The organism is Nonomuraea sp. NPDC051941, assembly GCF_044593615.1.
Window position 1 is genome coordinate 1 of the sequence record NZ_JBIUCF010000086.1, and the last position, 25749, is coordinate 25749.

19 protein-coding genes are annotated in these 25749 nt (G+C 68.9%); 9 read left to right on the top strand and 10 right to left on the bottom strand.

The window, feature by feature from the left end:
• Positions 1-174: 174 nt before the first annotated feature.
• The 3 genes from ACIHFD_RS64255 to ACIHFD_RS64265 form a co-directional block, all read right to left on the bottom strand.
• Entirely contained in the window at positions 175-453 is a 279-nt protein-coding gene (locus ACIHFD_RS64255) for a hypothetical protein (RefSeq protein ID WP_397375340.1), read from the bottom strand.
• A gap of 721 nt (positions 454-1174) precedes the next feature.
• Positions 1175-1936: an FHA domain-containing protein gene (locus ACIHFD_RS64260; RefSeq protein ID WP_397375341.1), complete on the bottom strand. Its 762-nt coding sequence runs from the start codon at positions 1934-1936 to the stop codon at positions 1175-1177.
• 76 nt (positions 1937-2012) lie between these two features.
• Positions 2013-3857: a serine/threonine-protein kinase gene (locus tag ACIHFD_RS64265; protein ID WP_397375342.1), complete on the bottom strand. Its 1845-nt coding sequence runs from the start codon at positions 3855-3857 to the stop codon at positions 2013-2015.
• Positions 3858-4540: 683 nt separating this feature from the next.
• On the opposite strand from ACIHFD_RS64265, the gene ACIHFD_RS64270 reads away from it, so the two are divergent.
• Genes ACIHFD_RS64270 through ACIHFD_RS64285 form a run of 4 tightly spaced genes read left to right on the top strand, consistent with a single transcriptional unit; the run spans position 4541 to position 9694 of the window.
• Positions 4541-4864 (top strand): hypothetical protein, encoded by a 324-nt coding sequence (locus ACIHFD_RS64270; RefSeq protein ID WP_397375343.1) that lies wholly within the window; start codon positions 4541-4543, stop codon positions 4862-4864.
• Complete coding sequence (locus ACIHFD_RS64275; RefSeq protein ID WP_397375344.1) at positions 4861-7344, top strand: Hsp70 family protein; 2484 nt, start codon at positions 4861-4863, stop codon at positions 7342-7344. Before ACIHFD_RS64270 ends, ACIHFD_RS64275 begins: the two co-directional genes overlap by 4 nt.
• Positions 7345-7355: 11 nt before the next feature.
• Positions 7356-8231, top strand: a complete 876-nt coding sequence (locus ACIHFD_RS64280; RefSeq protein WP_397375345.1) for an OmpA family protein — start codon at positions 7356-7358, stop codon at positions 8229-8231.
• Positions 8228-9694: a hypothetical protein gene (locus ACIHFD_RS64285; RefSeq protein ID WP_397375346.1), complete on the top strand. Its 1467-nt coding sequence runs from the start codon at positions 8228-8230 to the stop codon at positions 9692-9694. The genes ACIHFD_RS64280 and ACIHFD_RS64285 overlap by 4 nt, the downstream gene beginning before the upstream one ends.
• Positions 9695-9811: 117 nt before the next feature.
• On the opposite strand, the gene ACIHFD_RS64290 is transcribed toward ACIHFD_RS64285, so the two are convergent.
• Positions 9812-10084: a hypothetical protein gene (locus tag ACIHFD_RS64290; RefSeq protein WP_397375347.1), complete on the bottom strand. Its 273-nt coding sequence runs from the start codon at positions 10082-10084 to the stop codon at positions 9812-9814.
• A gap of 447 nt (positions 10085-10531) precedes the next feature.
• Here ACIHFD_RS64290 and ACIHFD_RS64295 point away from each other — a divergent pair, with 447 nt between their 5' ends.
• The 5 genes from ACIHFD_RS64295 to ACIHFD_RS64315 are packed head-to-tail and all read left to right on the top strand — an operon-like array spanning position 10532 to position 16824.
• Positions 10532-11557 (top strand): LacI family DNA-binding transcriptional regulator, encoded by a 1026-nt coding sequence (locus ACIHFD_RS64295; RefSeq protein WP_397375348.1) that lies wholly within the window; start codon positions 10532-10534, stop codon positions 11555-11557.
• Entirely contained in the window at positions 11554-12918 is a 1365-nt protein-coding gene (locus tag ACIHFD_RS64300) for an extracellular solute-binding protein (RefSeq protein WP_397375349.1), read from the top strand. The genes ACIHFD_RS64295 and ACIHFD_RS64300 overlap by 4 nt, the downstream gene beginning before the upstream one ends.
• Positions 12915-13817, top strand: a complete 903-nt coding sequence (locus ACIHFD_RS64305; RefSeq protein WP_397375350.1) for a carbohydrate ABC transporter permease — start codon at positions 12915-12917, stop codon at positions 13815-13817. The genes ACIHFD_RS64300 and ACIHFD_RS64305 overlap by 4 nt, the downstream gene beginning before the upstream one ends.
• Positions 13814-14725 carry a carbohydrate ABC transporter permease gene (locus ACIHFD_RS64310; protein ID WP_397375351.1) on the top strand — a complete coding sequence of 304 codons (912 nt, stop codon included), beginning with the start codon at positions 13814-13816 and terminating at the stop codon, positions 14723-14725. Before ACIHFD_RS64305 ends, ACIHFD_RS64310 begins: the two co-directional genes overlap by 4 nt.
• A gap of 20 nt (positions 14726-14745) precedes the next feature.
• On the top strand, positions 14746-16824 hold the full coding sequence (locus ACIHFD_RS64315; protein WP_397375352.1) for a beta-galactosidase: 2079 nt from the start codon (positions 14746-14748) through the stop codon (positions 16822-16824).
• Positions 16825-16978: 154 nt separating this feature from the next.
• Here ACIHFD_RS64315 and ACIHFD_RS64320 read toward each other — a convergent pair whose 3' ends face one another.
• From ACIHFD_RS64320 to ACIHFD_RS64345, 6 genes are all read right to left on the bottom strand, one after another.
• Positions 16979-17542 carry a DJ-1/PfpI family protein gene (locus ACIHFD_RS64320; RefSeq protein WP_397375353.1) on the bottom strand — a complete coding sequence of 188 codons (564 nt, stop codon included), beginning with the start codon at positions 17540-17542 and terminating at the stop codon, positions 16979-16981.
• A 284-nt stretch (positions 17543-17826) separates the two neighbouring features.
• Positions 17827-18432 (bottom strand): hypothetical protein, encoded by a 606-nt coding sequence (locus ACIHFD_RS64325; protein ID WP_397375354.1) that lies wholly within the window; start codon positions 18430-18432, stop codon positions 17827-17829.
• Positions 18429-18659, bottom strand: a complete 231-nt coding sequence (locus ACIHFD_RS64330; RefSeq protein ID WP_397375355.1) for a hypothetical protein — start codon at positions 18657-18659, stop codon at positions 18429-18431. The genes ACIHFD_RS64325 and ACIHFD_RS64330 overlap by 4 nt, the downstream gene beginning before the upstream one ends.
• Entirely contained in the window at positions 18656-19693 is a 1038-nt protein-coding gene (locus tag ACIHFD_RS64335) for a hypothetical protein (RefSeq protein ID WP_397375356.1), read from the bottom strand. Before ACIHFD_RS64335 ends, ACIHFD_RS64330 begins: the two co-directional genes overlap by 4 nt.
• A gap of 99 nt (positions 19694-19792) precedes the next feature.
• Positions 19793-20434 carry a hypothetical protein gene (locus tag ACIHFD_RS64340; RefSeq protein WP_397375357.1) on the bottom strand — a complete coding sequence of 214 codons (642 nt, stop codon included), beginning with the start codon at positions 20432-20434 and terminating at the stop codon, positions 19793-19795.
• 71 nt (positions 20435-20505) lie between these two features.
• On the bottom strand, positions 20506-25659 hold the full coding sequence (locus ACIHFD_RS64345; protein ID WP_397375358.1) for a ThuA domain-containing protein: 5154 nt from the start codon (positions 25657-25659) through the stop codon (positions 20506-20508).
• Positions 25660-25749 lie beyond the last annotated feature (90 nt).

The following is a 25749-nucleotide window of genomic DNA, read 5'->3' on the forward strand; positions in this document are numbered from 1 at the left end:
CGTCACACCGGCGTCACGCTGACACAGCACCCCGAGATAGCCATGTAACGACACGAACTATCACGTTCCGTCACCACCGAAAGTGGGCCAGAGCCCAGTCAGTGGTGTATCTCGATCTTGTTTGATTAACGGGTGGTCGGGGTCGGGCGGCCTTCGAAGTGATGGCGAAGGCGTTCAGAGCGGCTTTCCAGCGAGTGATCCAGCGTTTGCGGCCTTTGCAAGCGGCAGCGCCGGCTGTCGGCGGGGTTGGTGCTGGTTGCTGGTGGACGGTTTGGTGAGCATCCATTCCACCCATTCCCTCAGCACGCGGCGGGTGACCTGGTCGAGCGGCAGGTGTCCGAAGCGGGGGAAGACGTGGCGTTCGGCTTCGGCGAGGTAGGTGGCGCGTTGGGTGGGGGAGGCGCCGAGGCGGGTGGCGTAGTTGTGGCGGGCGTAGTGTTCGAAGCTCGGCATGTCAGGGTCGCGTGTGGGGTCGTAGTTCGGGTCTTCGATGCCGTGGCAGCCTTTGGGTAGCCGTGCGGTCGGTTCTCGCCGCTGAGCGTGACCAGTGCGGCGAAGTCGTCGGCGATCTGGCGGTCGTAGCAGGTCTTGAAGTCTTCCTTGTTGTTCCTGCCGCCGTCGATCCGCCATTTGACCAGCCAGGACTTCCCGCCGTTCTTGGCCGTGCGTTCGATGATTCTCGCCGCCTGTGCCCCCGTTGACGTGGTGGTGGCATGGTGACGGACGCAGGGGCTGGTAGGCGGCGGGGACGCGCGGGGATGATCAAATGTCGACTGCCGCATGGCGAGATGCGGGAACACCGGAGGAACATGATCTTGAGGTGATCATTAACGACCTGCTGGCATCGTCCAAAACGGGCCTTCGACATGCGGTGATGTCGGTAGGGCGGGTGGGACTTGAACCCACGGCCCACGGATTATGGGTCGGTTCGATTGGTGCCGCTCAGTGCCGCAGGAGTAAGTTTTCTATCGCTGTGTCCCAGATCATCCCTGTCATCGTGTCGGGAATGCGTGACGAGGCTCCAGCCCCATGGCGGATCGAACGCGTACGAGCAACCAGCGAGCTGCCATCGGTAGGCGATGTGCGTCTGCTTGCCAGCAGAACTTGTAGTCGCTTCGAAAGCGATGCAGAGCCTGCTTGACGTGCATGGATGTGGTTTTCGGCAGGCGCAGAGTCATAGGTCGGATTCCAGGAGGTTCAGGTCCGGCGGAACCAGGGTCGTCGACTCCACCAGGCCCCTGAGGAGGTTGTGCAGGAGCTGGTTGTCGTACGGCCGGCCGGCGTCCTTGTCGTGGAGCAGCGGGTACGGGAAGCCGCCGGCGTCGAGGCGGTGGCGGACGATCTCGATCCTGTTCTCGATGGTGCGTGCCCGCCAGCCCTCCTCCGGGCGGAGGTAGGCTAGCCGCTCCGCGGCCTGCTTGTACGTCAACGGCCGGGGCGACTCCTCGTACAGCAGATAGTGCTCACCCAGGACCACCAGGAGCAGGCGTTCCGCGTCGCTCAGATCCCAGATCCTGGGCGGGATGGTCTCGGCCCGGTGCCGGTTCGTCTGGGGCTCACCGTCCTCGCCGGTGACGTAGAGCTCCACCAGGTGCTGCCGGTAGCCGGAGCCCCTGATGAACAGCGGGGTGTAGCCGTCGGCCAGCGGGATGGGGTCGGTCGAGGAATGCACCAGCCGGCCGCGCGGCAGGCGCAGGAGCTGCCAGCCCACGTTACGCAGCCACCACCGTTCGTCCCGGTAGGTCACCTCGGCGTGCAGGCGGCTCACCGACTGGTCGTCCACGCCGACGCTCAGGTCGACGTCGGGGCGTTCAGCGCGGCCGAAGCGCACGTTGCGACCGGGGGTAGGTTGAACCCTGATACCGCCCATGATCGTACGGGCGTGCAGTGTGCCGGGCAGGGCCGAGCCCACGCCGTGCGCGAGGCTGCCACTCATCGTTTCGCCTCCATCGGCGCTGGTCGGATGTGCGCACAAGCAGGATCTCAGGGTTCGTCCGGACCGGTCCCGGAGGTCACGATCCGCGGAGCTGGGCAGCGGCGGAGCGAGCGAGGTCGGTGGCCATCCGGCACAGCCGGTCCGTGGGGAGCGAGCCGTCGACCACGATCCGCACCTTCTCCACGGCGGTCTCGCCGCGCTGGTCAGTGTACGACCGGTAGACCACCTGGAGCAGGCAGGTCCCGCCGCCCTCGCCCTTCGGCGTGACGAAGGCCCGGTAGCCGTTGACGCGGGTGGGCGTCCCGTCGTCCTCGGTGTTTCGCAGCAGTTCGCGGTCGAACTGCAGATACACCGACGTGTCGTCGGTGGTGCTGTCCCAGGAGCACTGCCATCCACCGAACCCGGGATCGAGGTTGGCGGAGTCGATGTGTGCGTCGCCGCGCAGCAGCGCGCAGGCGTCCTTCTGGGCCAGGGAGCCGGCGGGCGGTGGCGGGGAGCGGCGTTTGATCGGGCCGCCGGCGAGCACCTGGGCCGCCGTGGTGGTGGCGGCGTCGGCGATGGCGCACAGGTCGGCTTCGCCGTCCTCCACCATGTCCGCGAAGATCTTCACGACGGTGTCATGGACGCCGGGCAGCAAGAGCGTGCGTGAGCACACCGTGCTCTCGGCGGGGTCGTGGACGATCTCGATCGGGCCCACGGTCCTGACCGGCCGGGCCCGCTCGGGTGGCGGGTCGCGGTCGAGCAGCACCTTGACGTCGACGACGCCCTTGGCGGGCGGGAGAACGATGACGTCGCACCGGTCGAAGTTGCCGTAGTCGACGTCGAGCTCCGTCCTGCCGAACCGGCTGAGCGCGGTGGGGTCGGTCAGGGCGCACGGATCGGCGGTGCGCGGGTCACCGATCAGGGAAGCCGATGAGCTGACCGATGGAGCGACCGCGCCGGCCGGGTGCCCTGCCGGGCCGGCTGAGGGCCTGGCCGAACTGGCCGAGCCTGCTGTGAGCGCGTCTGGGTTCCTTTCGCCCGGCGGCCGGCTCACCGTGTGATACACCGCGTAAGCGGCGACGACAACGACCAACGCCGCGCCCCCCACGATGAACGGCCACCGCCGGGGACGGGGCGGCGCGGATCCCGCGATCTTCTCCAGCCGCCGCTGGACCTCAGCGGCGCTCGGCCGCTCCACCGGCTCACGCTGCAGCATGTCCGCCAGCAGGCTCTCCAGCGGCCCGACGTCGGCCGTCATATCGACGGCGCCACGCGCGGCCTCCCACGCCGTGACGTACGTGTCGGACTCCTCCTCGTCCGCCCCCGGCCGCGGCGGCCGCCCGGCGACCAGCGCATACAGGGTGGCGCCGAGGGAGAACACGTCCGAGGCCGGTTCCGGCCGCCCCAGGACCACCTCGGGCGAGGCGTAGTCGACGGTGTAGCTGATGGCGCCGTTGGGCGTGATCGTCTCCCTGCCGCCGACCCGGTACGCGGCGCCGAAGTCGGCCAGCTTGGTCACACCGTCGTCGGTAAGGATGATGTTGCCCGGCTTCACGTCCAGGTGCACGATGCCCTTGCCGTGCAGGGCGGCCAGCGCGCCGGCGATCTGCGCGCCGAGCCGCGCCGCCTGCTGCGGCGGCATGGGCGGGTGTTCGTCGAGGCTTCCGCCGGGTGCGTGCTCCATCACCATCCACGATGCCGCCTCGTCCTCGTCCTGCACGGCGTCGTACAGGGTGACCACGTGCGGGTGGTTGAAGGCGGCCAGGGCGCGGGCCTCGGCCTGTAAACGGCTGAAGCCGGCGTTGTCCACGAGCATGCGTTTGAGCACGACATCCCGGTTGAGCAGCAGGTCGCGGGCCACCCAGACCTCTGTGGCGCGGCTGCTGACAAGGCAGGTCTCCTGGCGGTAGCGCCCGCCGACCGTCCTGCCCTGGCGCACCGTCCGTTCTCCCCTCGCCGATCACCGGGAACCTCGAATTTACTGGGTGAGCGGGGAAATACACAGCGTCTTGGTCGCCCGTTTTGACGGCCTATGTCACCCGAAGTCAGCTCGGTACAGCCCAGACTGCTACGCCGGCCTCGACCTGCACCAGCTGCGCCACAGCGCCGCCACCCACCTCGGCGAAGCGCTGAGGCCAACACCGAGGCCAATACCAAGGCCACCGAGGCCCTGCCATCACGGCGGTGAAGACGCCGCCGCGGACGTCGAGGGCGAACTGCCATGCCGAGCGCTGGGTCCGGACGGTGGGAGTCGAGTGAACCGACCGCATGCTGATCTATGGCGAGCGTCACGTGCGCTCGGAGAAACCCCAGCTCAACCATGCGCGCGAGATTTGACGCGCTACAGCTCCGCGATTCCCCCTCACCGGCCGTACGACACAAGACGGGACCGGTCCCGAATGTGTGGCGCTACCTTGCGTCGAACAGCGGCGATCAAGCGGGAAGGGACGTGCGGACGTGGGACTGCTGAGTTCCGTAAGGGCGCAGGTACGGCAGCTACGTCACTCGAGGGAATTCCGCATCCACGCTGCGGCCTGGCCTGAGGATGCCCTGGTGGCGTTCGAGCGTCTCGTGAGGGACCGGCCCACGGAGACTCCGGACGACACTCTCCCAGGGCGCTCGGTGGCCGAGGTGGTGACGAGTATCTGGCGGCTCGATCGCCGGGTGCGGCGGCTCCCGGGGGAGACGCGGGCCGTGACCCGCTACCTGGAGATGGCCTGGGATACCTTCACCCAGGCCGGCATCAAGATCCAGGAGCACTTGAACGATCCGTTCGACCCGGGGCTCGCGATCGAGGTGCTGTCCTACCAGCCCGCGCTCGGACTCGACCGTGACCGGGTGGTGGAGACCATCCGGCCGAGCATCTACCTGAACGATCATGTGATTCAGCGAGGAGAGGTGATCGTGGGAACCCCCGACCCCGTCGCGAAGGAAGCCACCCCGTGACCAGGACCACGATCGGCTACGGGATCGACCTCGGTACCACCAACAGCTCGATCGCCGTGCTGAACGGCGTCGATGTCGAGGTGGTCAAGAACAACCGCCAATCAGAGATCACTCCTTCCGCCATCTGGATCGACCGAGCGGAACGGCTCCACGTCGGCGACGTCGCCAAGAAGCGCAGCGAGTTGGATCACGAGAACACCTGCATCGAGTTCAAGGCCAGGATGGGCATGACAGATCAGCCCAAGGTCTTCGCCGACGGCGGCCGGTCGATGACGCCGGAGGAGATGTCCGCTGAAGTGCTGAAGTCGCTGAAGGGCGACGTAGCGCAGCGGACCGGCGATGATCTGCGGGCGGCGGTCATCACGGTGCCGGCGGCCTTCCAGTTGAGCGCTTGCGAGGCGACCAAGCAGGCCGCCAAGCTCGCCGGGCTGGAGCACGCGCCGCTGCTGCAGGAGCCCACCGCGGCCGCGCTGGCGTACGGGTTCCAGAGCACGGCTGACAACGCCTTCTGGCTGGTGTACGACCTGGGAGGCGGGACGTTCGACGCGGCCGTGGTCAATATCAGGGACGGCGAGTTCACCGTCGTCAACCACCGGGGTGACAACACCCTCGGCGGGAAGCTGATCGACTGGAAGATCGTCGAGGAGCTGTTCGTCCCGGCCCTGACGAGGGAGTACCGGTTCGCCGATCTCAGCCGGGGCAACCCGAGCTCACTCGCGACCATCAGCCAGCTCAAGCGGGCCGCGGAAGAGGCCAAGATCGAGCTGTCGCGGAGCGATTCCGCGTCGATCTCCCTCTTGCTGAAGGACGACCGTGGCGACGATATCGACTTCTTCTACGACCTGGGGCGGGCGGAGCTGGAGCGGCTCACCGAGCCGCTCATCGTGCGCTCGGTGAACCTCTGCAAGAAGGCACTGGAGGAGCGCGGGCTCGGCGCGGCCGACATCGAGAAGGTCCTGCTGGTGGGTGGCCCAACACTGTCGCCGTACCTCCGGGAACGGCTTGCCGACCCCCGGGAGGGGCTCGGGATCCCGCTCGACCACAGCAGGGACCCCATCACGGCCGTGGCCACGGGCGCCGCCATCTTCGCCGGAACCCAACGCCTGGACGCCATGGAGCCGCTGTCCGTCCCGCCCGCCGGCGAGTACGTAGTGGATCTGGCCTACCAGCCGGTGGGGGCGGACACCGAGCCGCTCATCGGAGGCCGGGTGTCGGGGGCGGACACAGCGGGGTTCGCGATCGAGCTGGTCAACCCGGAGGCCCGGCCGGAGTGGCGGAGCGGCAAGATCGCGCTGGACGCCGACGGGACGTTCACCACCACACTGTGGGCCGAGCGCGGGCGGGCCAACACGTTCCGCGTCGAGCTCACCGACGGCTCGGGAACCCGGCGCAAGGTGACCCCCGACCGGCTGACCTACACCGTCGGAGCCGTCGACTCCCAACCCACGCTCACCAACGCGATCGGCGTATGGCTGGAGGACCAAGGCGTGGCCTGGCTGCTCCCGAGGGGGACGCCGCTCCCGGCGCGGCGCAGGCACACGCTGCGCACCACGATCGCGCTCAGCAGGAGCCGTCTCGAGGGCTACATCCGCATCCCGATCGTGGAGGGCGAGCATTCGCGCGCCGACCGCAACCGGCGGGTCGGCCGGTTGCAGATCGATCCTGGCCAGGTCACCCGTGACGTGCCGGCGGGCAGCGAGGTGGAGTTCTCCGTGGTGGTCGACGAATCCCGGCTGGTCGTCGCCCGTGCCTACATCCCGCTCCTTGACGAGGAGTTCGAGCACGTCGTCAACCTGCGTACCGAGACGACTCCCACGCACGACGAGCTGAACAGGAAGGTGCATGCGGAAAAGCACCGGCTGCACGAGCTGCGCACGGAGGCCGGCGACCTCGGCGACGCCAGGGCCGAGACGCTGCTCGCCAGGATCGACGCGGAAGGGACCGCCAAGGACCTCGACCGGCTTGTCGATGCGGCCCGCGCCGATCCGAACGCCGCCACGGAGTGCGGCAAGCGTCTGCTCGATCTCCAGGTTGCCATCGACGAGGTTGAGGAGATGGTCGAGTGGCCCAAGCTGGTCCAGGAGGCGAAGGACACGATGGCCGGCGTCCGGGACATCGTGCTGAGCATGGGCGACATGAACGACCAGCGGACCCTGACCACGCTCGAGTCCGCGATGCGGGAGGCGATCAACGCTCATGACGCCGACCTGCTCAGGAGACGTGTCGACGACCTGTACGGACTGGCGGCGGAAGTGCTGGAGAGAACGGACGAGCTCCCCCGCATCCGGTTCGACCATCTCCGGAGCCTGCTGCCTGACATGCGTGACAGGCACGAGGCGGCCCAGCTCATCGACACGGGCAGGAAGGCGATGGAGCGGGGCGACATGAGGACGGTACGCGACGTGAACCGCGAACTGGAGAGCATGCTGCCCGCGCCGCCACCGCTCGATCTGTCCAGCACCGTCGTACGCGGGTCATGAAGCAGGTGACCATGTCCCTTTCCATCACCCGCGAGCTGGTCCTGGCCCAGGCCAGGACCCTGGCACGGAGCGGTCGCCACGGCGAGGCCGTGGAGCTGCTGGAAGATCTCCAGGAGGAGCCCAGCGTGACCGTGCTGGACCTGCTGGCTCGCATCCACGCCCAGCAGGGCGACCTCGACCGGGCGGACCAGTGCTGGGCCGAGGCGGAGCGGCTGGCCCCAGGCGGGGCGGAGATCGCCGCCGGGCGGCGGCGGATCGCGGCCATGCGTCCCGCCGCCCGGCGACGCAGGCTCGGCAAGGGCCTGCTCGCCACGTGCACGGTGCTGGTCACAGGTGCGGTGCTCGTCCTGCTCGTCGATATCCGCCTGGAGACCGCCGGGCTGCGGATGTCCCAGCAGCCCGCGGCCCTGCCGACGGGCCAGGAGGTCGCCGCCCCACCGACAGTCGTGACGATCTCGCCGCCGGAGAAGCCCGACGTGCTCGCCCGCATGAGACTCGATGTGCCGGGAATCCGGGTGAGGCGGTCACCGGGGGAGATCTCCATCGTCTTCAAAGAGGCCCTGTTCAGCCAGGGCACCGAGCTGACTCGCCGCGGTCAGGCCGTGCTCGACGGCCTGGGCAGGCGCCTGCGCCCGTACGCCAACGAGATAGACGTGGCCGTCGTCGGCCACACGGACCGCGACGCGCTCCTGCCGGGCGGCGAGTACGTCAGCAACACCGACCTCGGCCTGGCCAGGGCTACCTACGTTCGCGAGATCCTCCGCACCACGTCGCGGATCCCCACGACCAGGTTCGCGCTGTCCTCCCTGGGCGGGGTCATGCCGCCGTACCGCGACGACGCTCGGAATCGTACGGTCACCCTGCGGATCTCCGGAGCCGCCGGATGAAGCTGGTGGGGCTGCGGCCGGACCTGTACCGGGAGAACGCCTTCCGGATCACGGGGCTCCCGGTGCGCGCGACGACACGCGACATCCGGAGGCACACAGAGAAACTGCGCCTCATGGAGAGCCTCGGCAGGTCCGGCGCGAGCGAGGGGATACTGCCGCCCGCGCAACCCCCTGACGAGGACGCGCGGCAACGGGCCGCACAGCGGCTCAGGGATCCGGTGTCCCGGCTGGTGGACGAGCTGTTCTGGCTGTGGCCGATGGCCAACGGCGAGACCGACGCCGCCATGGCCGCCCTGCTCAAGGGCGAGCCGTACGACGCGCTCCGCGTGTGGGAGCGCACGACGAAGCGGCCCGCCAAGGCCATCGCGGTGCACAACATCGCGGTGTTGTCACACGTTTGGGCGCTTGACGCGGACAGGCTGGACGCCGACGCCATACGGCTGTGGAAGCGGGCTTACAAGTGCTGGGCCGAGGTGATTGCCGACGACTCCTTCTGGGACCTGATGCGGGCACGGGCCAAGGAGCTCGACGATCCGCGGTTGACCGCGGGCACGGTCCGCCGGATACGCGAGGATCTGCCTGCTGCCCTGCTGGCGATCAACGCCCAACTGGCGGTCGCAGCCGCACGGGACGGGCAGCTCAAGGACTCACGCGGGCACATCAGCGGCATGCGTGCGTCCGGATTCGCGTCCGAGCTGGTCGACGAGGCCCTGCACGGCGCGGTGGAGCACGAGAAGTCCAGGATCAAGATGCTGTGCGAGAACGCGGGGCAGGCCGTCAGAGCGGCCCCTGGGCGTGGGGACGAGCTGGCCGAGCGGTTCCTCGATGAGGCCAAGCCCCTTCTCAGAGTGGTGACCAGCGTGCTGCCCGACGATCACCGGGTGGTGCGGGACGCCGGTGACGACATGGCCCTGACAGTTCTCGGTTGCGTCGTGGCCTACGTCAACACGGCCAAGGGGTATCAGCGATCTTTGGACCTTCTCCAGCCCGCCCTCGCCCTGGCGAACACGGAATCGGTCCGTGACCGCGTGCAGGAGAACGTCGACATCATTCGCGACAACCTCTCCTATGCCTCCTGCTTCTTCTGCGGACAGGACGCCGACAAGGCGTGCGCGCTGAAACTGCCTATGCACGGTGACGTCGACCGCGAGACCGCGTACTACCAGACCCGGATAACCTGGCGGACGGTTACGGTCCACGTGCCGCGCTGCCGCCGGTGCAGGAGGAAGCGCGGCTGGAGAATCGCCGGGTCCGTGCTGATCGGACCCTTGGCCGCGGTTACGGTCGTCGCGTTCTTGATGGACGCCATCGCCCTGGGCACCGTCCTGATCGCGGTCGGAATCTTCGTGGCGAGCTGGCTGATCGCGGGTTCGCGCCGGGACCTCACCGAGTTCGGGCCGGTCAAGGAGCTGTACGCCAAGGGTTGGCGGCCCGGTGACCGTCCGTCGGAGGCCGGACGCTAGCCAACCATGCCGGTTACCTACGGGACAGAGCCGTTGACCTGGACACGCCCGCGCGGCGGGGTTGCCGAACTGCGCCGGGTGGCTGCCGACAGGTTCAGGCACGAATTCTGCGGAGTTTCATCCGAGGAGCGTTGATCTGGACGCTGCGGTGACAACGGGTTGGACGGCGTTGAGGATGAGCGCGCGTTGCATGACGCCGGGGGCGACACCGCCGTCGCGGAGCATGGTGATCATGGTGTGGCGGAGAGCGTGCGGGGTGATGTGCTTGGCGAGCCCCCGTTCTTGGGCGAGGACGAGAGCGGGTTGGAGAATGCGGTTGCGCTGGTTGGCATAGTCGATGTAGCCCCCGGCGCGGCGGCCGGTCTGGACGATGTGTTCGAAGCTCGGCATGCTGGGGTCGAGGGTGCCATTGAATTTGGGGTCTTCGATGTACGCCGGCCGCTCAGTGCCGCCGAATGTTGCTTTGTGTCGCCGCGCCGTATCGCGTCCATGCGAGTAACGCATAGGCCAGGGTGCTCGGCGAGGGGCCCGAGCCGCGCGGCAGATCGGGCGCGTACGAGCAGCCATGGAGCAGCCATCGTCTGGCATGGGTGGCAGTAGATCACGTCTGCGAGGGTGTGGCCCGCAGCGGCTTTCCATGGAGAAGCCGCCGCCTGTGAGCGCCCCAGTCAGCGCGGCCGGCGCATGTGGGGTGGCCACGGGCGGAAACGAGCGTGAAATCAGCCCTTGACAAGAGGTGTGTCCGGAATCGAGAGTAATGGGCATCCCCCGTCTGACTACGTAGTCAGGCGACAGATCCACCCTGTATGACTACGTAGTCAGTATCGAGGAGTCCTCATGTCGGAGGCCAGGCGCCGCGCCCCTACCAGCATCGACGTCGCGCGGCGCGCCGGCGTCTCGCAGAAGACCGTCTCGCGTGTCATGAACGGAGAGCCGTACGTCAGCGCCGACGTTCGGGAGCGGGTTCTCGCGGTGGCACGCGAGCTCGGGTATCGGCCCAACACCGCGGCCCGCGCGCTCAATCTGGGCCGCTTCCAGCGCATCGGGGTGGTCTCGCTCGGCAGCTCGCTGTACGGGCCCTCGTCGCTGCTGGTCGCGCTGGAGCGGCGGGCCAGGCAGACGAGCTACGCGTTGAGCGTGGTCCACACGTTCGAGGGCAGACCGGACAGCATCATGGGCGCGGTGGAGTCCCTGCTGGACCAGGGTGTGGACGGCATCGTGCTGTCCGAGCCGATAGACGATGGGCAGGAGCTGCGCATCGACCCGGACATCCCCGTGCTCAGCTTTGGCAGGTTCCCTGGTCTCGACGGGCCCCGGATGGTGGTCACCGGAACATCCGGCGTCGATGCGGGCCGGGTCGCCACCGAGCACCTGCTCGGTCTGGGGCACGCGACGGTCTGGCATGTCGCGGGACCTGGTCGGTGGCCGTCGTCGCGCGACCGGGCCCGCGGTTGGCGGCACGCGCTCGACTCCGCGGGGATCGCCGCGCCACCGCCGATCGAAGGGGACTGGTCGCCTGCCTCGGGTTACGAGGCCGGCCGGCGGCTGGCCGCAGACCCGGAGGTCACCGCGGTGTTCGTGGCCAACGACGAGATGGCGATCGGCCTGCTGCGGGCCATGGCCGAGGCGGGCCGTGCCGTCCCCGAAGAGGTGAGCGTCGTCGGGATGGACGACATCCCGGCCGCGGCGTACCTGTCGCCACCGCTCACCACCATCGGCCAGGACTTCGAGGCGACCGCCGCACACGCGCTCGACCTGCTCGTCCACCAGATCGAGGACGCCCCGGGCTCGGCGACCGTCGACGACTTGCCGGCGCAGCTCGTGCTACGCCGGTCGACCATCCCCCCAAGGAGTAAGAGATGACCATGCCAAGGATGAGGTGGCTCGCCGTGGGAGCCGCCGCCACCCTGTTCCTCGCCGGATGCGCCGGCGGCACGACCGGCAGCACTGACGGCGGCGGGGGCAAGCCCGCCGCCGCCATCAGCCAGGCCGACATCGACAAGGCGATGAAGACGCCGACCGAGCTCACGTTCTGGACCTGGCTGCCCGACATCGAGAAGGAAGTGGCGCTGTTCCAGAAGAAATATCCCGCCATCAGCGTCAAGGTGGTCAACGCAGGTAACAGCCAGGCGGAGTACACGAAACTGCGGACGGCGCTCAAGGCAGGCAGTGGCGCACCGGACGTCGTGCAGATCGAGTACCAGCACATTCCCGGCTTCGCCATCACCGGCGGTCTGCTGGACCTGCGGCCGTACGGCGCGGGGGCGCTCAAGGATCGGTTCGTCGACTGGGCGTGGGGCCAGGTGAGCGGCAGGAACGGCGAAGTCTGGGCGATCCCCCAGGACACCGGGCCGATGGGGATGCTCTACCGCAAGGACATCTTCGACAAGCACGGCATCCAGCCGCCGAAGACGTGGGACGAGTTCGCCGCCGCGGCCCGCAAGCTGCACGCCGCCGACCCCGGCGTGTACCTGACCAACTTCCCCACCAACCACAACTCCATCTGGACGGGCCTGATGTGGCAGGCCGGTGTCAAGCCGTTCCAGATGAAGGGCGCCGACCAGGTCTCCGTCGACGTCGCCGGTGAGACGTCGAAGAAGCTCGCCTCCTACTGGAGCGGCCTGGTCAAGGAGGGTGTCCTGTCCGCCGACGCCGACTTCAGCGACCAGTGGTTCCAAGGTCTCAACAAGGGAAGGTACGCGACCTGGCTGACCGCCGCCTGGGGCCCGCTCTTCCTGTCCACCAGTGCCAAGGAGACCCGCGGAAAGTGGCGTGTCGCGCCGTTGCCGCAGTGGACGGCCGGTGAACAGAAGTCCGGCAACTGGGGCGGCTCGACCAGCGCCGTCGTCAAGACGACCAAGAACCCGATCGCCGCGGCCATGTTCGCCCAATTCCTCAACACCGACCCCGAGTCGGCCAAGATGCTGACGACCCTGCAGTTCCTGTACCCGCCGATCAAGGCGCTGCTGAGCGACCCGGGCTTTGTCGAGCAGAAATCGGACTTCTACGGCGGGCAGCAGGTGAACAAGGTGTTCGCCGACATCAGCGGCACGGTCCCCGCCGACTTCACCTGGCTGCCGTTCATGGACCAGATCAACAATGACTGGAACGAGACGGTGGGCAAGTCGCTCGCCGACAAGACCGACACGGCCGCCGCGTTGGACAAGTGGCAGCAGACGATCACCGCCTACGCCGAGAAGCAGGGCTTCAAGGTCGCGCCATGAGCGTCATGACAGTGCCGCCGTCCCGGCGGGCGAGCGCCCGCCGGAACCGGGTGGGTTACCTCTTCGTCGCGCCGTTCCTCCTCGTGTTCGTCGCCATGCTCGTGGCACCGCTCGCGTACGCCGGATACCTGAGCCTGTTCCGGGAGCAGTTGATCGGCGGTGTCCGGTTCTCCGGTCTCGACAACTACATCCAGGCGCTGAGCGACGAGCGACTGCTCGACGGCGTGCTGCGCGTGAGCCGGTTCTTCCTCGTCCAGGTGCCGATCATGCTGGGGCTGGCGTTGTTGTTCGCCCTCGCCCTGGACAGCGGCGTGATGTGGCTGTCGCGGGTGGTCCGGCTGGGGATCTTCCTCCCGTACGCGGTGCCCGGCGTGATCGCCGCGCTGATGTGGAGTTACCTGTACGGCCCGCAGTTCGGGCCGATCACCCAGCTCGCCGAGGCGCTGGGCCTGCCCGCGCCGAACCTGCTCAGCAGCGACCTGATGCTGGGCTCGGTGGCCAACATCGTGACCTGGGAGTTCACCGGATACAACATGATCATCCTGTATGCCGCGCTGCGTGCCATCCCCACTGAGCTGTACGAGGCCGCGGCCGTGGACGGTGCCGGCGCCTGGCGGATCGCCTGGAGCGTGAAGATCCCCGCCCTGCGCCCCGCCCTTCTGATGGCACTGATCTTCTCGGTGATCGGCAGCTTCCAGCTGTTCAACGAGCCGGCGTTGCTGCAGCGCCTGGCCCCCAACGTCATCGACAGCGCCTACACCCCCAACCTGTACACCTACTCCCTGGCCTTCATCGGCCAGGACGTCAACTACGCGGCGGCCGTCTCCTTCCTGCTCGGGCTCGTCATCGTCGTGGTGTCGTACACCGTCCAGCTCGCCGTCGCCCGGAGGAGAGCATGACCGTCACCGCAACGGCGCCGCCCCGGGCCGCGACCGGCGCCGCCCCTTCCGCCGCAGCGGGCCGGCGTCGTAGCCCGGTGCTCACGCTGGGGATGCTCGCCGTCTTCGTCTACTTCCTGCTGCCGCTGTTCTGGCTGGTGGTGGCGGCCACGAAGAGCACCGGCACGCTGTTCTCCAGCTTCGGGCTCTGGTTCGGCGGGGACTTCGCGCTGCCGGCCAACATCCGGAACGTGTTCACCGCCGACGGCGGAGTGTACGTCCACTGGCTGCTCAACACGGCGATGTACGCGCTGGTGAGCGCGGGCGGCGCGGCGCTGCTGGCCGCCCTGGGCGGCTACGGGTTCGCCAAGTTCGCCTTCCGCGGCAACAGGCTGCTGTTCGGAGCCGTCCTCGGCGCGATCATGGTGCCCAGCACCGCCCTGGTCATTCCCACGTACCTGATCTTCTCGAATGCCGGGCTGGTGAACACGCCCTGGGCGGTCATCCTGCCCTCGCTGGCGAACCCGTTCGGGCTCTACCTCATGCGGGTGTACGTCGAGGAGGCGGTGCCCGACAGCATCCTGGAAGCGGCCCGCATCGACGGGGCCGGCGAGTTCCGGATCTTCCGCCAGGTGGTGCTGCGCCTGCTCGCGCCGGGCTTCGTCACCGTGCTGCTCTTCACGCTCGTCGCCACCTGGAACAACTACTTCCTGCCGCTGATCATGCTCAACGACCCTTCCCTCTACCCCGTCACCGTCGGCCTGGCCAACTGGGCGGCGCGGGCGTCGGTGGGCGGCGGCGGCACCGGCGACGTCATCCCCCTCGTGGTCACCGGCTCGCTGTTGTCCATCATCCCGCTGGTCGCGGCGTTCCTGATGCTCCAGCGCTACTGGCAGAACGGCCTCACCGCCGGCGGGGTCAAGCAATGAACGAATCGAAGGAAACACACGTGCCCCGGGTACTCTTTGGCGCCGCCTACTATCCCGAATACCACCCCACTGAGCTGCTGAAGACCGACCTCGACCTGATGACCGAGGCGCGCTTCTCCGTCATCAGGGTCGGCGAGTCCGTCTGGTCGACCTGGGAGCCCGAGAACGGGCGTTTCAACCTGGACTGGCTCCAGCCCACGCTCGACGGCGCGCACGAGCGCGGCATCGGCGTGATCCTCGGCACCCCGACCTATGCCGTGCCGCCCTGGCTCGCCCGCCAGTACCCCGAGATCGCCGGCGAGCGGGGCGCGGGACGGCGCATCCCGTGGGGCGGCCGCCAGGAGATGGACTTCACCCACCCGGCCTACCGCTTCCACGCCGAGCGGATCATCCGGCGCGTCGTGGAGCGGTACGCCGGCCACCCGGCGGTGATCGGCTTCCAGGTGGACAACGAGCCCGGCCTGCACCTGCTGTACAACCACGGCGTCTTCCAGCGCTTCGTTGATGACCTGCGCGACCGCTACGGCGACGTGGAGACGCTCAACGAGGAGTGGGGGCTGGTCTACTGGTCGCATCGCCTGTCGACCTGGGCCGACCTGTGGACGCCGGACGGCAACGCGCAACCGCAGTACGAGCAGGCCTGGCGTCGCTTTCAGGCCGAGCAGGTCACCGAGTTCATCTCCTGGCAGGCGGACATCGTCCGCGAATACGCCAGGCCGGACCAGTTCGTCACCACCTGCGTCTCCTACGAACGGCCCGGAGTGGCCGACGACGAGCTGACCCGGCGTCTCGACGTCACCGCCGGTAACCCGTACTACGCCATGCAGGACGGGCTCGCCCTGCCCGCCGGGCAGAGCGGCCCGCAGCTGTGGGACACCCACGACACGTGGTCGTTCTACCTCGGCGCCGACCGGATGTTCTCCTCACGTCAGGAGCCCTTCCTGGTCACCGAGACCAACGCGCAGGCCATCGGCCCGTCGTGGATGAACCATCCCGCGTACGACGGTCAGTGGCGGCAGGCCGCCTGGGCGCTCGTCTCGCGGGGCGCGAACATGATCGAGTACTGGCAGTGGCGCACCCTGGTCTTCGGCACCGAGACCTACTGGGGCGGCGTCCTGCCGCACAGCGGCCGCCCGGGCCGCGTCTATCGGGAGATCGCCCAGATCGGCGCGGAGCTGGAGACGGCCGGCGAGCTGGTCGCGGGCCTGACCCCGGACGCCGACGTCGCGATGCTCTACTCCACGCCGAGCAAGTGGGCGCTGACCGCCCAGCCGGCTCTGGCGCTGCCGGACGGCGGCCCGGACCGGCATTCCTACCAGGGCATCTTCGACCCGTTCTACCGTGGGGCGTTCGAGGCGGGCCTCCAGGTACGGGTGCTGCACGCGGCTCAGGCGGTGGCGGCCGAGCCGGGCGAGCTGGCCGCACGGCACCCCGTCCTCGTCGCCGCCGGTCTGTATGCGGCCGACGACGCCACGCTGGACTGGCTGGCGGCCTACGCCTCGGCCGGCGGCCACCTGGTGCTCGGGCCGCGCACCGCCTACGCCGATCACGAGGCACGCGCGCGCCGCGAGGTCCAGCCGGCCCGGCTCGCCGAGCCCGCGGGCGTGTCGTACGACGAGTTCAGCAACCTGCCGGCCGACCTGCCCGTGCGGGCCATGCCCGGCTCACCGCTGACGCTGCCGTCCGACGCCGCGGCCACCCGATGGGCGGACGGCGTGCACGCGCAGGACGCCGAGGTGCTCGCCGACTACCGGCACCCGCACTTCGGCCGGTGGGCGGCCGTGACCACCCGCCCGTACGGCGCGGGCCGCATCACCTACGTCGGCACCATCCCCAACCCCGGCATGGCCACGGCGCTGTTCCGCTGGCTCGTCCCCGATGCCGGGTCGTGGGGCGGCATGCCGGCGGGCGTCACCTCAACCGGCGCCGTCACGGCGGACGGGCGGCGGCTGCGCTTCCTGCACAACTGGACCTGGCAGGAGATCGCCGTCACGGCACCGACCGCGGTGCGTGATGTGCTCGCCGGCGCTGACCATGCGGCCGGTGCGGAACTACGTCTCGGTCCATGGGATGTACGCGTCCTGCTGGAGACGCCATAGCCGTCGCTGCGCCCCGGCCTCTCGGGCCGGGGCCGCCCCCCGTCCACGACCAGCGAAGGAGCGCGGCCGATCATCATGCCGCACGCGTTTGCCTCTCTGGTGGCCGGAGCTCGCACACGCTACGGCAGGCGCAGTGTCGGCACGACCGAACCACCTACAACGACACGTTCGCGCCCTCCAGCACGCGCATGAAAGCACGCGACCATTCAGGCAGGTCTGGCCAGCCACGACAGGAGACCATCGCGCCGTCCACCACGTCGGGGGCGTCCACGAAGGTCGCACCCGCCATCTCCATGTCGGTCCTCAATGGCGGGAACGCCGCCGTGGTACGGCCGCGCAGCAGGCCAAGCGCCGCCGGCACCTGCGGGCCGTGGCAAATCGTGCCCACCGGCAGGCCGCGCTCGAAGAAGTAGCGCACGATACGGGCGACGTCGGGATTGGTGCGGATGTACTCCGGCGCGCGGCCGCCCGGGATCACCAGCGCCTGGTAGTCCTCAGGGCGCACGTCGGCGAATGCGAGATCCACCGGCAGTTGATGGCCGGGCCTCTCGGTGTAGGCGTCCCAGCCGGGCTCGAAGTCGTGGACCACCAGCTTTACCGCACGCGTGGTGGGGGCGGCCACGATCGCCTCATGACCTCCTTCCCGGAGCCGGAAGACGGGGTACATGGAGTCCAGCTCTTCCGCCGCATCACCGGTCAGAACAAGCACTCGGGCCATGACTCACTCCTTTTCTCCCACGGTGGATCTTAATTTGCAGGGGGCGGAAATGGCAGACCCCGCTGGCAGCCTCACCCGCGGACCGCTGTGTACGCCGAGCACCGTCCGGACCACGCGCACGCTGCGATGCGCTCGGCGCTCGAGCCCGGTCCTCGGGTGCTCGGCCTTGGCGCCGGCGGCTGTGCGAGCAGTCCGGTTTCGCGGAGAACTTCGACGCGCGCACCGGCGAGGTCCTGGTCGGTTGCGCCCTCCTGTTGTATTCGCCAATCCCCGGCCGGCCGACTTCAGCGCCGGACGCCCATGCGGTGCCGCCAGGCGAGGGCGATCCAGGCCGCGAGGGCGACGAGCGCCACGAGGACGATGATGCCGATCTTGAGGGGGGTCCCCATCGCACCTTGGTCGTCCATCACGGTCGCCGGCGCGGCGGCCTTGTTCCGCGCGGGCCCCGTCGCCTGGCCTGTCGCCTGGCCTGTCGCCTGGCCCGGTGCGGGGGCGGTCGCCGCCACGGGGGAGGCGGCGACAACGCCCGCCTTCACCTTCACCGTCGCTTTCGCCTTGGAGGGCTCGGTCGCGGTCACGGTGACCCGCCACTCGCCGCTCGGCAGCGGCTCGGCGGAGTGGTAGAGGTTCTGGCCCTCGGGCGCCGACCTGAGCGGCACCGGCCCGAAGGACCGGCCGTCTGCCGAGGTCGCCTTCAGCGTGGCCTCGACGATCTCCGTTACGGGATGGTCGTCCTTTTTGTAGGTGACCAGCACGTTGACGTTGTCGGCGCCGTCTCCCGTCACCTCCAGCTTGATCGGCCCGCCGTGGGCGGAGGCCGCCGGTGCGCCGAGCACCAGCATGAGCCCGGCCAGCAGGACGGTGAGGACGTATGCCGGTGCCTTGTTCACGAGTCGTGACTCCCCTCGGGTTCGGTGTCGGGGGTGAGCGCCCCTTCGCCGGGTGATGTCGGTAGGAACACGTGCTGGTGGCTGTGGCCCGCGTCGATGTTCACGGCGTCGAGAGCGGTGGCTCCGATCGACCAGGTGAAGAGCGCGTCGGCGCGTTGCCGTACGGCCAGATCCATGGCGGCGGCGCGGGCCGGTCCGGTCAGACCCCGGATGTCGATGACGCTCACGCCTCCTGAGGCGTGCCTTTGCCGTGGAGCATGATCAGCTTCTCGATGCGCTTGCGGCGCCAGGCGGCGACCAGCCGGATGGCGAAGGGGGCGAGGATGAGGAGGACGAGGAGGGCGAGCTGCGGCCATGGCAGGGCCCAGACCGTGGTGTCGATCGCCATCCGCTGGGCGGTGACGCCCGCGATCGTCTTGCCCGCGGGCGAGGGGATCACCGTGACCGTCGTGCCGATGGGACCCAGCGGCCAGGCGCCGGGCACCCGTGCGACGAACGTGCGGCTGCCGCCCGGCATGAGCTCCCTGGCCTTGGCCGCGGACGGGTCACTCCAGTTGCTCTCGCCCACGAACGTGGACGTCAGGACCCGGTTGTCCGCGACCAGCCGGACGTTGCCGACGTTGGCCACGGTGTAGGTCACCTCGACGGATCCGGCGGCGAAGGGATTCCACGATCCCGTGTACTCGGCTTGCACGTCGGTTACCGCCACCTTGGCCACATAGTCGCCGGTGACGCGGATGTCCAGGCGGACGCCCACCCGGTTCTGGACCCGTACCTGACCGGAGACGGTCTCCAGGGACGCGGTCACACCTGCGGGGTGATCGCCCGGCGTCGCGTTCTGGGGGATCGACACCGTCACCGGCACGACGGAGGTGGCCCCGGCGGCGATGGTCACCTTCTCGGGGACCGCTATCCAGGAGCCGCCGTCGGTCGGTTTCGCGTCCGAGGGCCGCATGTCGAAGTAGCCCTTGGAGGTCAGGTAGCCGTCGTTGGCGTCGATCGCGAAGTCGACCGGCTGAGTGGAGCGGTTGATGACCGCCACATGCTCGACCACCTGCTGCCCGCCGGCGAGTTCGAGCTCGATGACGCTGCGGCCGTCAGGGCCGTCGGCGTTGGCCGGAACGACCGACCAGGTGGTGTCGGCGTCGGACGGGGTCGCGAACGCGACCGTGGTGACCAGGACGGCGACCAGCAGGGCGACGCCGACGGCGGGTAAGACGGCGAGGCGGGCGAGGGCGTCTCGCGAACGGCTTGTGGTCAACAGAGGTGTCTCCAGTCTCATCGTGGTCGTCCGGGACCTGCGCCAGGCCGGCACAGGTCCCGGACGCCCACAGCGGGCGATGGCGTCCTGCCTCCGGGTTCAGGACTGGTTGAAGAGGGAGAGCGTCAGAGTCGAGTGGTACTCGCCGGCGGCGACGTCGGCGGGAGTGCGCAGCGCGAGGCCGGCGTTGACCTGCCAGGTGCCGATCTCGTCGGCGGAGTTCGCCGTCGACACCAGCAGCTCCTGCCCCTGCAGACCGACGGTGGGCGCTCCCGAGCCGTCCGAGATGACGCTGGAGACGGGCTCACCGGCCTCCACCGCACCGGAGGAGGAGTCGCTCAGCAGGCGCGGCCGCCAGCCCAGGTACTGCGGGCCGATCGGCGGCGCCGAACCGCTCGTCGCGGTGAACTCGCTGGCCTGGCCGACGACCGCCCAGAAGTCACCGGCGGGGATGTCCTCGGGCCGGCGGCTGTCGGTCACCGTGACCGTCGGCAGGGTGCCGACGAACTGGCGGGCCGCGGCGTTGGAACCGTCCTCCTGCAGGGCCACTCCGCCGTTGTCGGCGACGGTCATGGACACCTCACCGGGAGTGGTGTTCGGCTCGATCGTCACCGACACGTCGATGCCGTTGTCGGGGTCGTCGTCCGCCACCGCGGGACCGGCCACGCCGACGCCGGCGGCGGCGAGCGCGACACCGAGCATCGCCGCGGCGAGTATCTGTGTAGTCCTGTGCATTTTCATGTGTTCGCTCCATTGAGGGGGTGGGGCCGGTCGGCTGCTCGGCCGGCCGGCCCCGGTTCTGCTGTCGGCGGTCAGCGGCAGCTGAGCGCCGGGTAGGCGGCGTCGTACGACGAGGTGACCTGCCCGCCGCCGATCGTCGCGGTCCCCTTCACGGTCACCGTGCCCGCGTCGATCTGCCCGGCCCGGCTGTTGAAGGACTGGTACGCCTGCTTGCCCGGGGCCACGTCGGCCACGGTCTTCGAACCGAACGGGGTGGTCAGCGTCACCGTCGCCGGCACGTCCGAGCCGTTGACGGCCGTGACGGCCACGTACGCCGAGGTGCCGATGCAGCGGGACGAGGCGGAGACCGTCAGCTTGACCTGCGGCGCGGACGCCGAGATCGTCAGCGTCAGCGTCTTGGCCTCTTCGACGTTGCCCGCCTTGTCGGCCGAGCGGTATTTCAGCCCGTGCTGCCCGTCGCCGGTCACGGTGACCGGTCCGGTGTAGGCGGTCCAGTCACCCCCGTCGAGCTGGTACTCGGTCTTGTCGACCCCGCTGCCGCCGTCCTCGTCGGTGGCCTTCAGCGTGACCGACACCGGACCGGTGAACGTGCCGCCCGCCGGCTGCTCCGGATCGGTCGTCGCCGTCGTCACGGGCGCGGTCTCGTCCTCGTCCGAGCCTGCCTTGGTCAGGTGGAAGTAGTCGAACGTGACCGTCTTCGACGCCGACTGGTTGGTGCCGATGGTGTACACGCCGACCTTCGCGCCGGTGGCCACCGCGGCGTTCTCCACCGTCGCGGAGAGATCCGTCCAGGTCCGGCCGTCGGAGGAGTAGGAGCCGGTGTAGGTGGTGCCCGCCTTCCTCAGCCGCAGCCACCACACGCCGCCGGTGAGGTTGTTCACTTGCGGCTGCGGGTTCTGCACGGTGCCGCCGGCCTCGCTGCGCAGTTCGATGCTCCGCGCCACCGTCGAGCCTGCCGAGTTGGTGGTGAGGAAGTCGAGCTTCACGTAGTCGTCGTCGCCGGTGTACACCATGAGGCCGCCCTGCTGGTACTGCTCGGTGAGCGCCGAGGCGTCCACCTTGGTCTCCAGCGTCCAGTCGCCGCTCGGCGCCGTCTGCAGGATGAAGTTCTTCGGGCCGCTGTTGCCGGTCCCGTAGATGTCACCGGTCGTGGTGTCGAGCTCCAGCTTGCCGTTGCCGACGCGCGCCGCCGTGGCGTCGGGGCGCACGACCGCGTTCCAGCGGCAGGAGTCGAGCGCGGTGCCCTCGAACTCGTCGTCCGGGTCCGGCGCCGTCGCCTTGTCGTCCGGCGTGATGTGGAACCAGTCGAAGGACGCATCCACCACCGGGTGGTTGGCCCCGGCCAGCGAGATCAGGCCGATCTTGGGGTTGGCGATCCCGGCGAGCGGCTTGGTCTGCGGCATCGCGGTGAACGTGGTGCCGTCCGAGGAGTAGTGGGCGGTGATGTTGGTGCCGTCGCTGACGAACCGCACGTACACCGTGTCGGGGTAGGAGTCCCCGAGGTTGGCCGTGTTGCTCTGCGACACCTCGTTCGGGGTGCCGTTCTCCTCCCGGATGAACTGGAAGATACGGCTGGCGTGGTTGGAACCCGAGGTCGAGCGCGCCTGCAGCACCATCTTGGCGTAGTTGTCGTCGTCGCCGTAGATGATCAGGCCCGCCTGCTGGTACGCGTCACGCGCGTCCAGCGTGAGCTTGGCGGTGGCGGTCCACGCACCCGATGGCGCCGGCTGCACGACGATGTTCGGCGTGTTGCCGCCCGTGCTGTAGATGTCGGTGGTCGAGGTCGGGATCACGAGCTTGCCGTCCGCGACCTTGAGGTCCTGGTTCTCCCGGATGACCGACCAGCGGTCACGGTCGAGCTGGCTGCCCAGGAAGTTGTCGGAACGGCCGGCGAAGCACACCGTGGCCGCCGCGTCCACCTTGACCGGGACCTGGGCGGTGGCCGACGCGCCCTTGTCGTCGGTCACGGTCACCACGGCCGTGTAGTTGCCCGGCGCGGTGTAGGTGTAGCTCGCCTCGGCCGTGGTGGGCTCCGGCGCGCCGGTCACCCCGAAGTTCCACTTGTAGGTGATCGGGTCGCCTTCGGGGTCGGTGGCCGTCGCCTTGAAGCCGACCTTCAGCGGGGCGACGCCCGTCGCCGGGGTCGCCGTCGCGGTCACGGCCGGACGCTCGTTGTCCGTGGCGCCCTTGCCGACGAAGTCGACCCAGTTGAAGTTGGCCAGGTAGGCGTTGTCGGCCGCGCTCGCCGGCTTGCGCACGACGAAGTACAGCGGTCCGCTCTCGGTCGGTGGGCTGGTCAGGTCGAGAGTGACGTCGGTGAACGTCTGCCAGCCGCCGGTGGGCGGCACGTCGACCGAGCCGACCAGAGCGCCGGTCTCGGGGTTGCCCGCCCGGACCTGTACGGTTCCGCCGGCTCCGCCCGAGGAGGCCCGGAGCCGGATCGCGGTGACGTTCGACAGGTTCACCGGGTCGAACGACCACCAGTCGCCGTCCTGGACGAACGCGATGTGCTGGTTGCCGCCCTGGGTGTCGGTCGTGGTCTCCGCCTGGACGCCCGCGGCGTCGGTGCCCTTGCCGTCGGCCACCCGGCCGGTCTGCGCGAAGTGCTCGGCCTGCTTGCGCTTGGGCTCCAGGATGATCTGGCCCCGCCCGGTCAGCGGTCCGGCACCATTGGCGCCCCCGTCGGTGTAGCTGGCCTCGATGGCGTAGAAGAGGTTGTCGTACTCGCCGTGGCCCGCCTGCTGGGTCTGCAGGGTGCCCTCACAGCCCTTGAGCTGGTCGAGCGGGTGCCCGTGGCTGTCGTGGCCGAGGATCGCCTGGATCTTGACCTTGTCGCAGTCGATCGTGCCGTCCTCGGCGTCGGTGACGGTGACCTTGAACTTCACCTGGTCGCCGAACTCGAAGAAGGCGCCGTTCGGCGGAACGTCCACCTTGACGGTGGGACGGGTGTTGCCCGCGCTGATCGACACGCTGGCGGTGGCGGTCTTGCCGTCGGGGGTCTTGACGGTCAGGACCACGCTGTAATCGCCCCCCTTCTCATAGGTGAAGGTGGGGTTGGGGTCGGTGGAGTCGGTGTCCCCGTCACCGTCGAGGTCCCAGGCGTAGGTGAGCGTCTTGCCCTCCGGGTCCCGGCTGCCCTCGCTGGAGAACGTGACCGCCAGCGGCAGGGGCCCGTTGGTCTTGTCCGCCGTGGCACGGGCGATCGGCGGTCGGGTGCCCTTGGTGTACGCAATGCGGTAGATGCCGGAGTCGGCGTTGTCGCCGCCGAAGCCGGAGCCCCACTCGATCATGTACAGCGCGCCGTCGGGACCGAACTTCATGTCCATCGGCTTCTTGAACGACAGGGAGCCGAGGATCGGGTTCATCTCGACGACCTTGCTGCCGTTCTCGTTGAGCTGGAACGACCACACCTTGTCGTTGTTCCACTCACCGAAGATGGCCTTGCCGTCCCAGTACGCCGGCCACTTCACGTCCGACTGCAGGTTCGGGTCGGAGCGGTAGACCGGGCCGCCCATCGGCGCGCCACCGTTCAGCTCCGGGAAGTTCTGCGGGTCGGCCGCGTAGTGGTACCAGATCGTCGCCGGGATCACCGGCGGCAGGCTGGTCAGGCCGTCGTTGTTCGGCGAGTCGTTGACCGGCGCGGCACAGTTGAACGGCGACCCCGACTGCTTGGTGGCGAAGTTGTAGTCGACATACGGGGTGTTGTTGCCGATGCAGTACGGCCAGCCGAAGTTGCCAGGCTTCGTGACGAGGTTCCACTCGACCGTGTTCTGCGGACCCCGGGTGGAGCTCGCCGCGTTCGCGTCGGGACCATACTCACCGAGCATGATGTTGCCCGTCTTGGGGTCGAGACCCATGCGGAACGGGTTGCGCAGGCCCATGCCGTAGATCTCCGGCTTGGTCTTCGCCGTGCCCGGCGCGAACAGGTTGCCGGACGGGATGGTGTAGGTGCCGTCGGCCTCGGGGTGGATCCGCAGCAGCTTGCCGCTCAGGCTGTTGGTGTTGCCGGCAGTACGCTGGGAGTCCCAGCTGGCGCGCCCGGACTGCTCGTCGAGCGGCGCGTAGCCGTCGGAGGCGAACGGGTTGGTGTTGTCACCCGTGCCCAGCCACAGATTGCCGGTCTTGGGGTCCACCACCATGCCGCCGCCGTGGTGGCAGCACTCGGCCCGCTGCACCGGGACGTCGAGGATCTTCTTCTCGCTCGACAGGTCCAGGGTGTCACCGGTGACGGTGAACCTGCTCAGCCGGTCGACGTTCGTCCCGGTGGGCGAGTAGTAGAGATACACCCAGTGGTTCGAGTCGAAGCCGGGGTCGAGCGCCATGCCGAGCAGGCCGCTCTCGTTGGCGGTGAAGACGCTCAGCTTCGCCGCCGTCACCGTGCCGCCGGCCGGCTTGATGATCTTGACCTCGCCGAGTCGGTCGATGTAGAAGACCCGGCCGTCCTTGGCGACGTCCACCATCATCGGGTTCGACGTGTTGTCGTCGAGGGTGACCTTCTCGAAGCTGGAGCTCTGCGAGGCCGAGCAGTCGGCCTTGACCGCGCCGGAGGCGGTCTGGATGCCGCCGAGCAGCAGCTTCAGGAAGTTGGGCTCGCTGTAGTTCTCCTTGAGGTGACCGAGCCCGGTGTACCACGAACGGCCGCCGTCGAAGTCCTGACACCACGTGTTCGGGTGGTCGGCGCCCATCGTGGCGCCGGTGTAGGACTTCTCGTCCATCGACGTCAGCACGTGGACCGTGCCACGCGGGTTCGCCTGGTAGTCGTACCATTCGTCGGTGCGGGTCCAGGTCGTCGGGAGATCCTTGGTCGCCGGGTGCGCCGGGTCCTCGACCTTGACCGTGGCCTGCTGGATCGCCGGGTGCTGCTTGAAGTACGCCCCGACCAGCTTGCCGTACCAGGCCCAGTTGTAGCCGCTGTCGGCGGCGGCGTGGACGCCCACGAAGCCGCCGCCGCCCTGGATGTAGCGCTGGAAGGCGTCCTTCTGCTCCTGCGTGCCCAGCGGGTCACCGGTCGTGGACATGAAGACCACGGCCTGGTACTGCGCCAGGTTCTGGTCGGTGAACAGGGCGCTGTCCTCGGTCGTGTCGACCGCGAAGTTGTTGTCCTGGCCGAGCTTCTGCACGGCCGCGATGCCCTCGGGGATCGAGTCGTGCCGGAATCCGGTCGTCTTCGAGAAGACGAGCACCTTGAAGGCGGGCTCCGCCGCCGTGGCGGCCTCGGCGCTCACGGGCGCTGCAAGGGGCGTGAGGAAAGGGGCGACGAGGGCTAAGGCCATCGTGGTGGCGGTTCGACGTTTCGGGCGTCGTCCGCCTTCTGG

Bases quoted from the DNA above. Each gene is read 5' to 3' on its own strand.
- ACIHFD_RS64255 (WP_397375340.1), bottom strand. From the start codon at position 453: ATGCCGAGCTTCGAACACTACGCCCGCCACAACTACGCCACCCGCCTC.
- ACIHFD_RS64260 (WP_397375341.1), bottom strand. From the start codon at position 1,936: ATGAGTGGCAGCCTCGCGCACGGCGTGGGCTCGGCCCTGCCCGGCACA.
- ACIHFD_RS64280 (WP_397375345.1), top strand. From the start codon at position 7,356: ATGTCCCTTTCCATCACCCGCGAGCTGGTCCTGGCCCAGGCCAGGACC.
- ACIHFD_RS64285 (WP_397375346.1), top strand. From the start codon at position 8,228: ATGAAGCTGGTGGGGCTGCGGCCGGACCTGTACCGGGAGAACGCCTTC.
- ACIHFD_RS64290 (WP_397375347.1), bottom strand. From the start codon at position 10,084: ATGCCGAGCTTCGAACACATCGTCCAGACCGGCCGCCGCGCCGGGGGC.
- ACIHFD_RS64295 (WP_397375348.1), top strand. From the start codon at position 10,532: ATGTCGGAGGCCAGGCGCCGCGCCCCTACCAGCATCGACGTCGCGCGG.
- ACIHFD_RS64300 (WP_397375349.1), top strand. From the start codon at position 11,554: ATGACCATGCCAAGGATGAGGTGGCTCGCCGTGGGAGCCGCCGCCACC.
- ACIHFD_RS64305 (WP_397375350.1), top strand. From the start codon at position 12,915: ATGAGCGTCATGACAGTGCCGCCGTCCCGGCGGGCGAGCGCCCGCCGG.
- ACIHFD_RS64310 (WP_397375351.1), top strand. From the start codon at position 13,814: ATGACCGTCACCGCAACGGCGCCGCCCCGGGCCGCGACCGGCGCCGCC.
- ACIHFD_RS64320 (WP_397375353.1), bottom strand. From the start codon at position 17,542: ATGGCCCGAGTGCTTGTTCTGACCGGTGATGCGGCGGAAGAGCTGGAC.
- ACIHFD_RS64340 (WP_397375357.1), bottom strand. From the start codon at position 20,434: ATGAAAATGCACAGGACTACACAGATACTCGCCGCGGCGATGCTCGGT.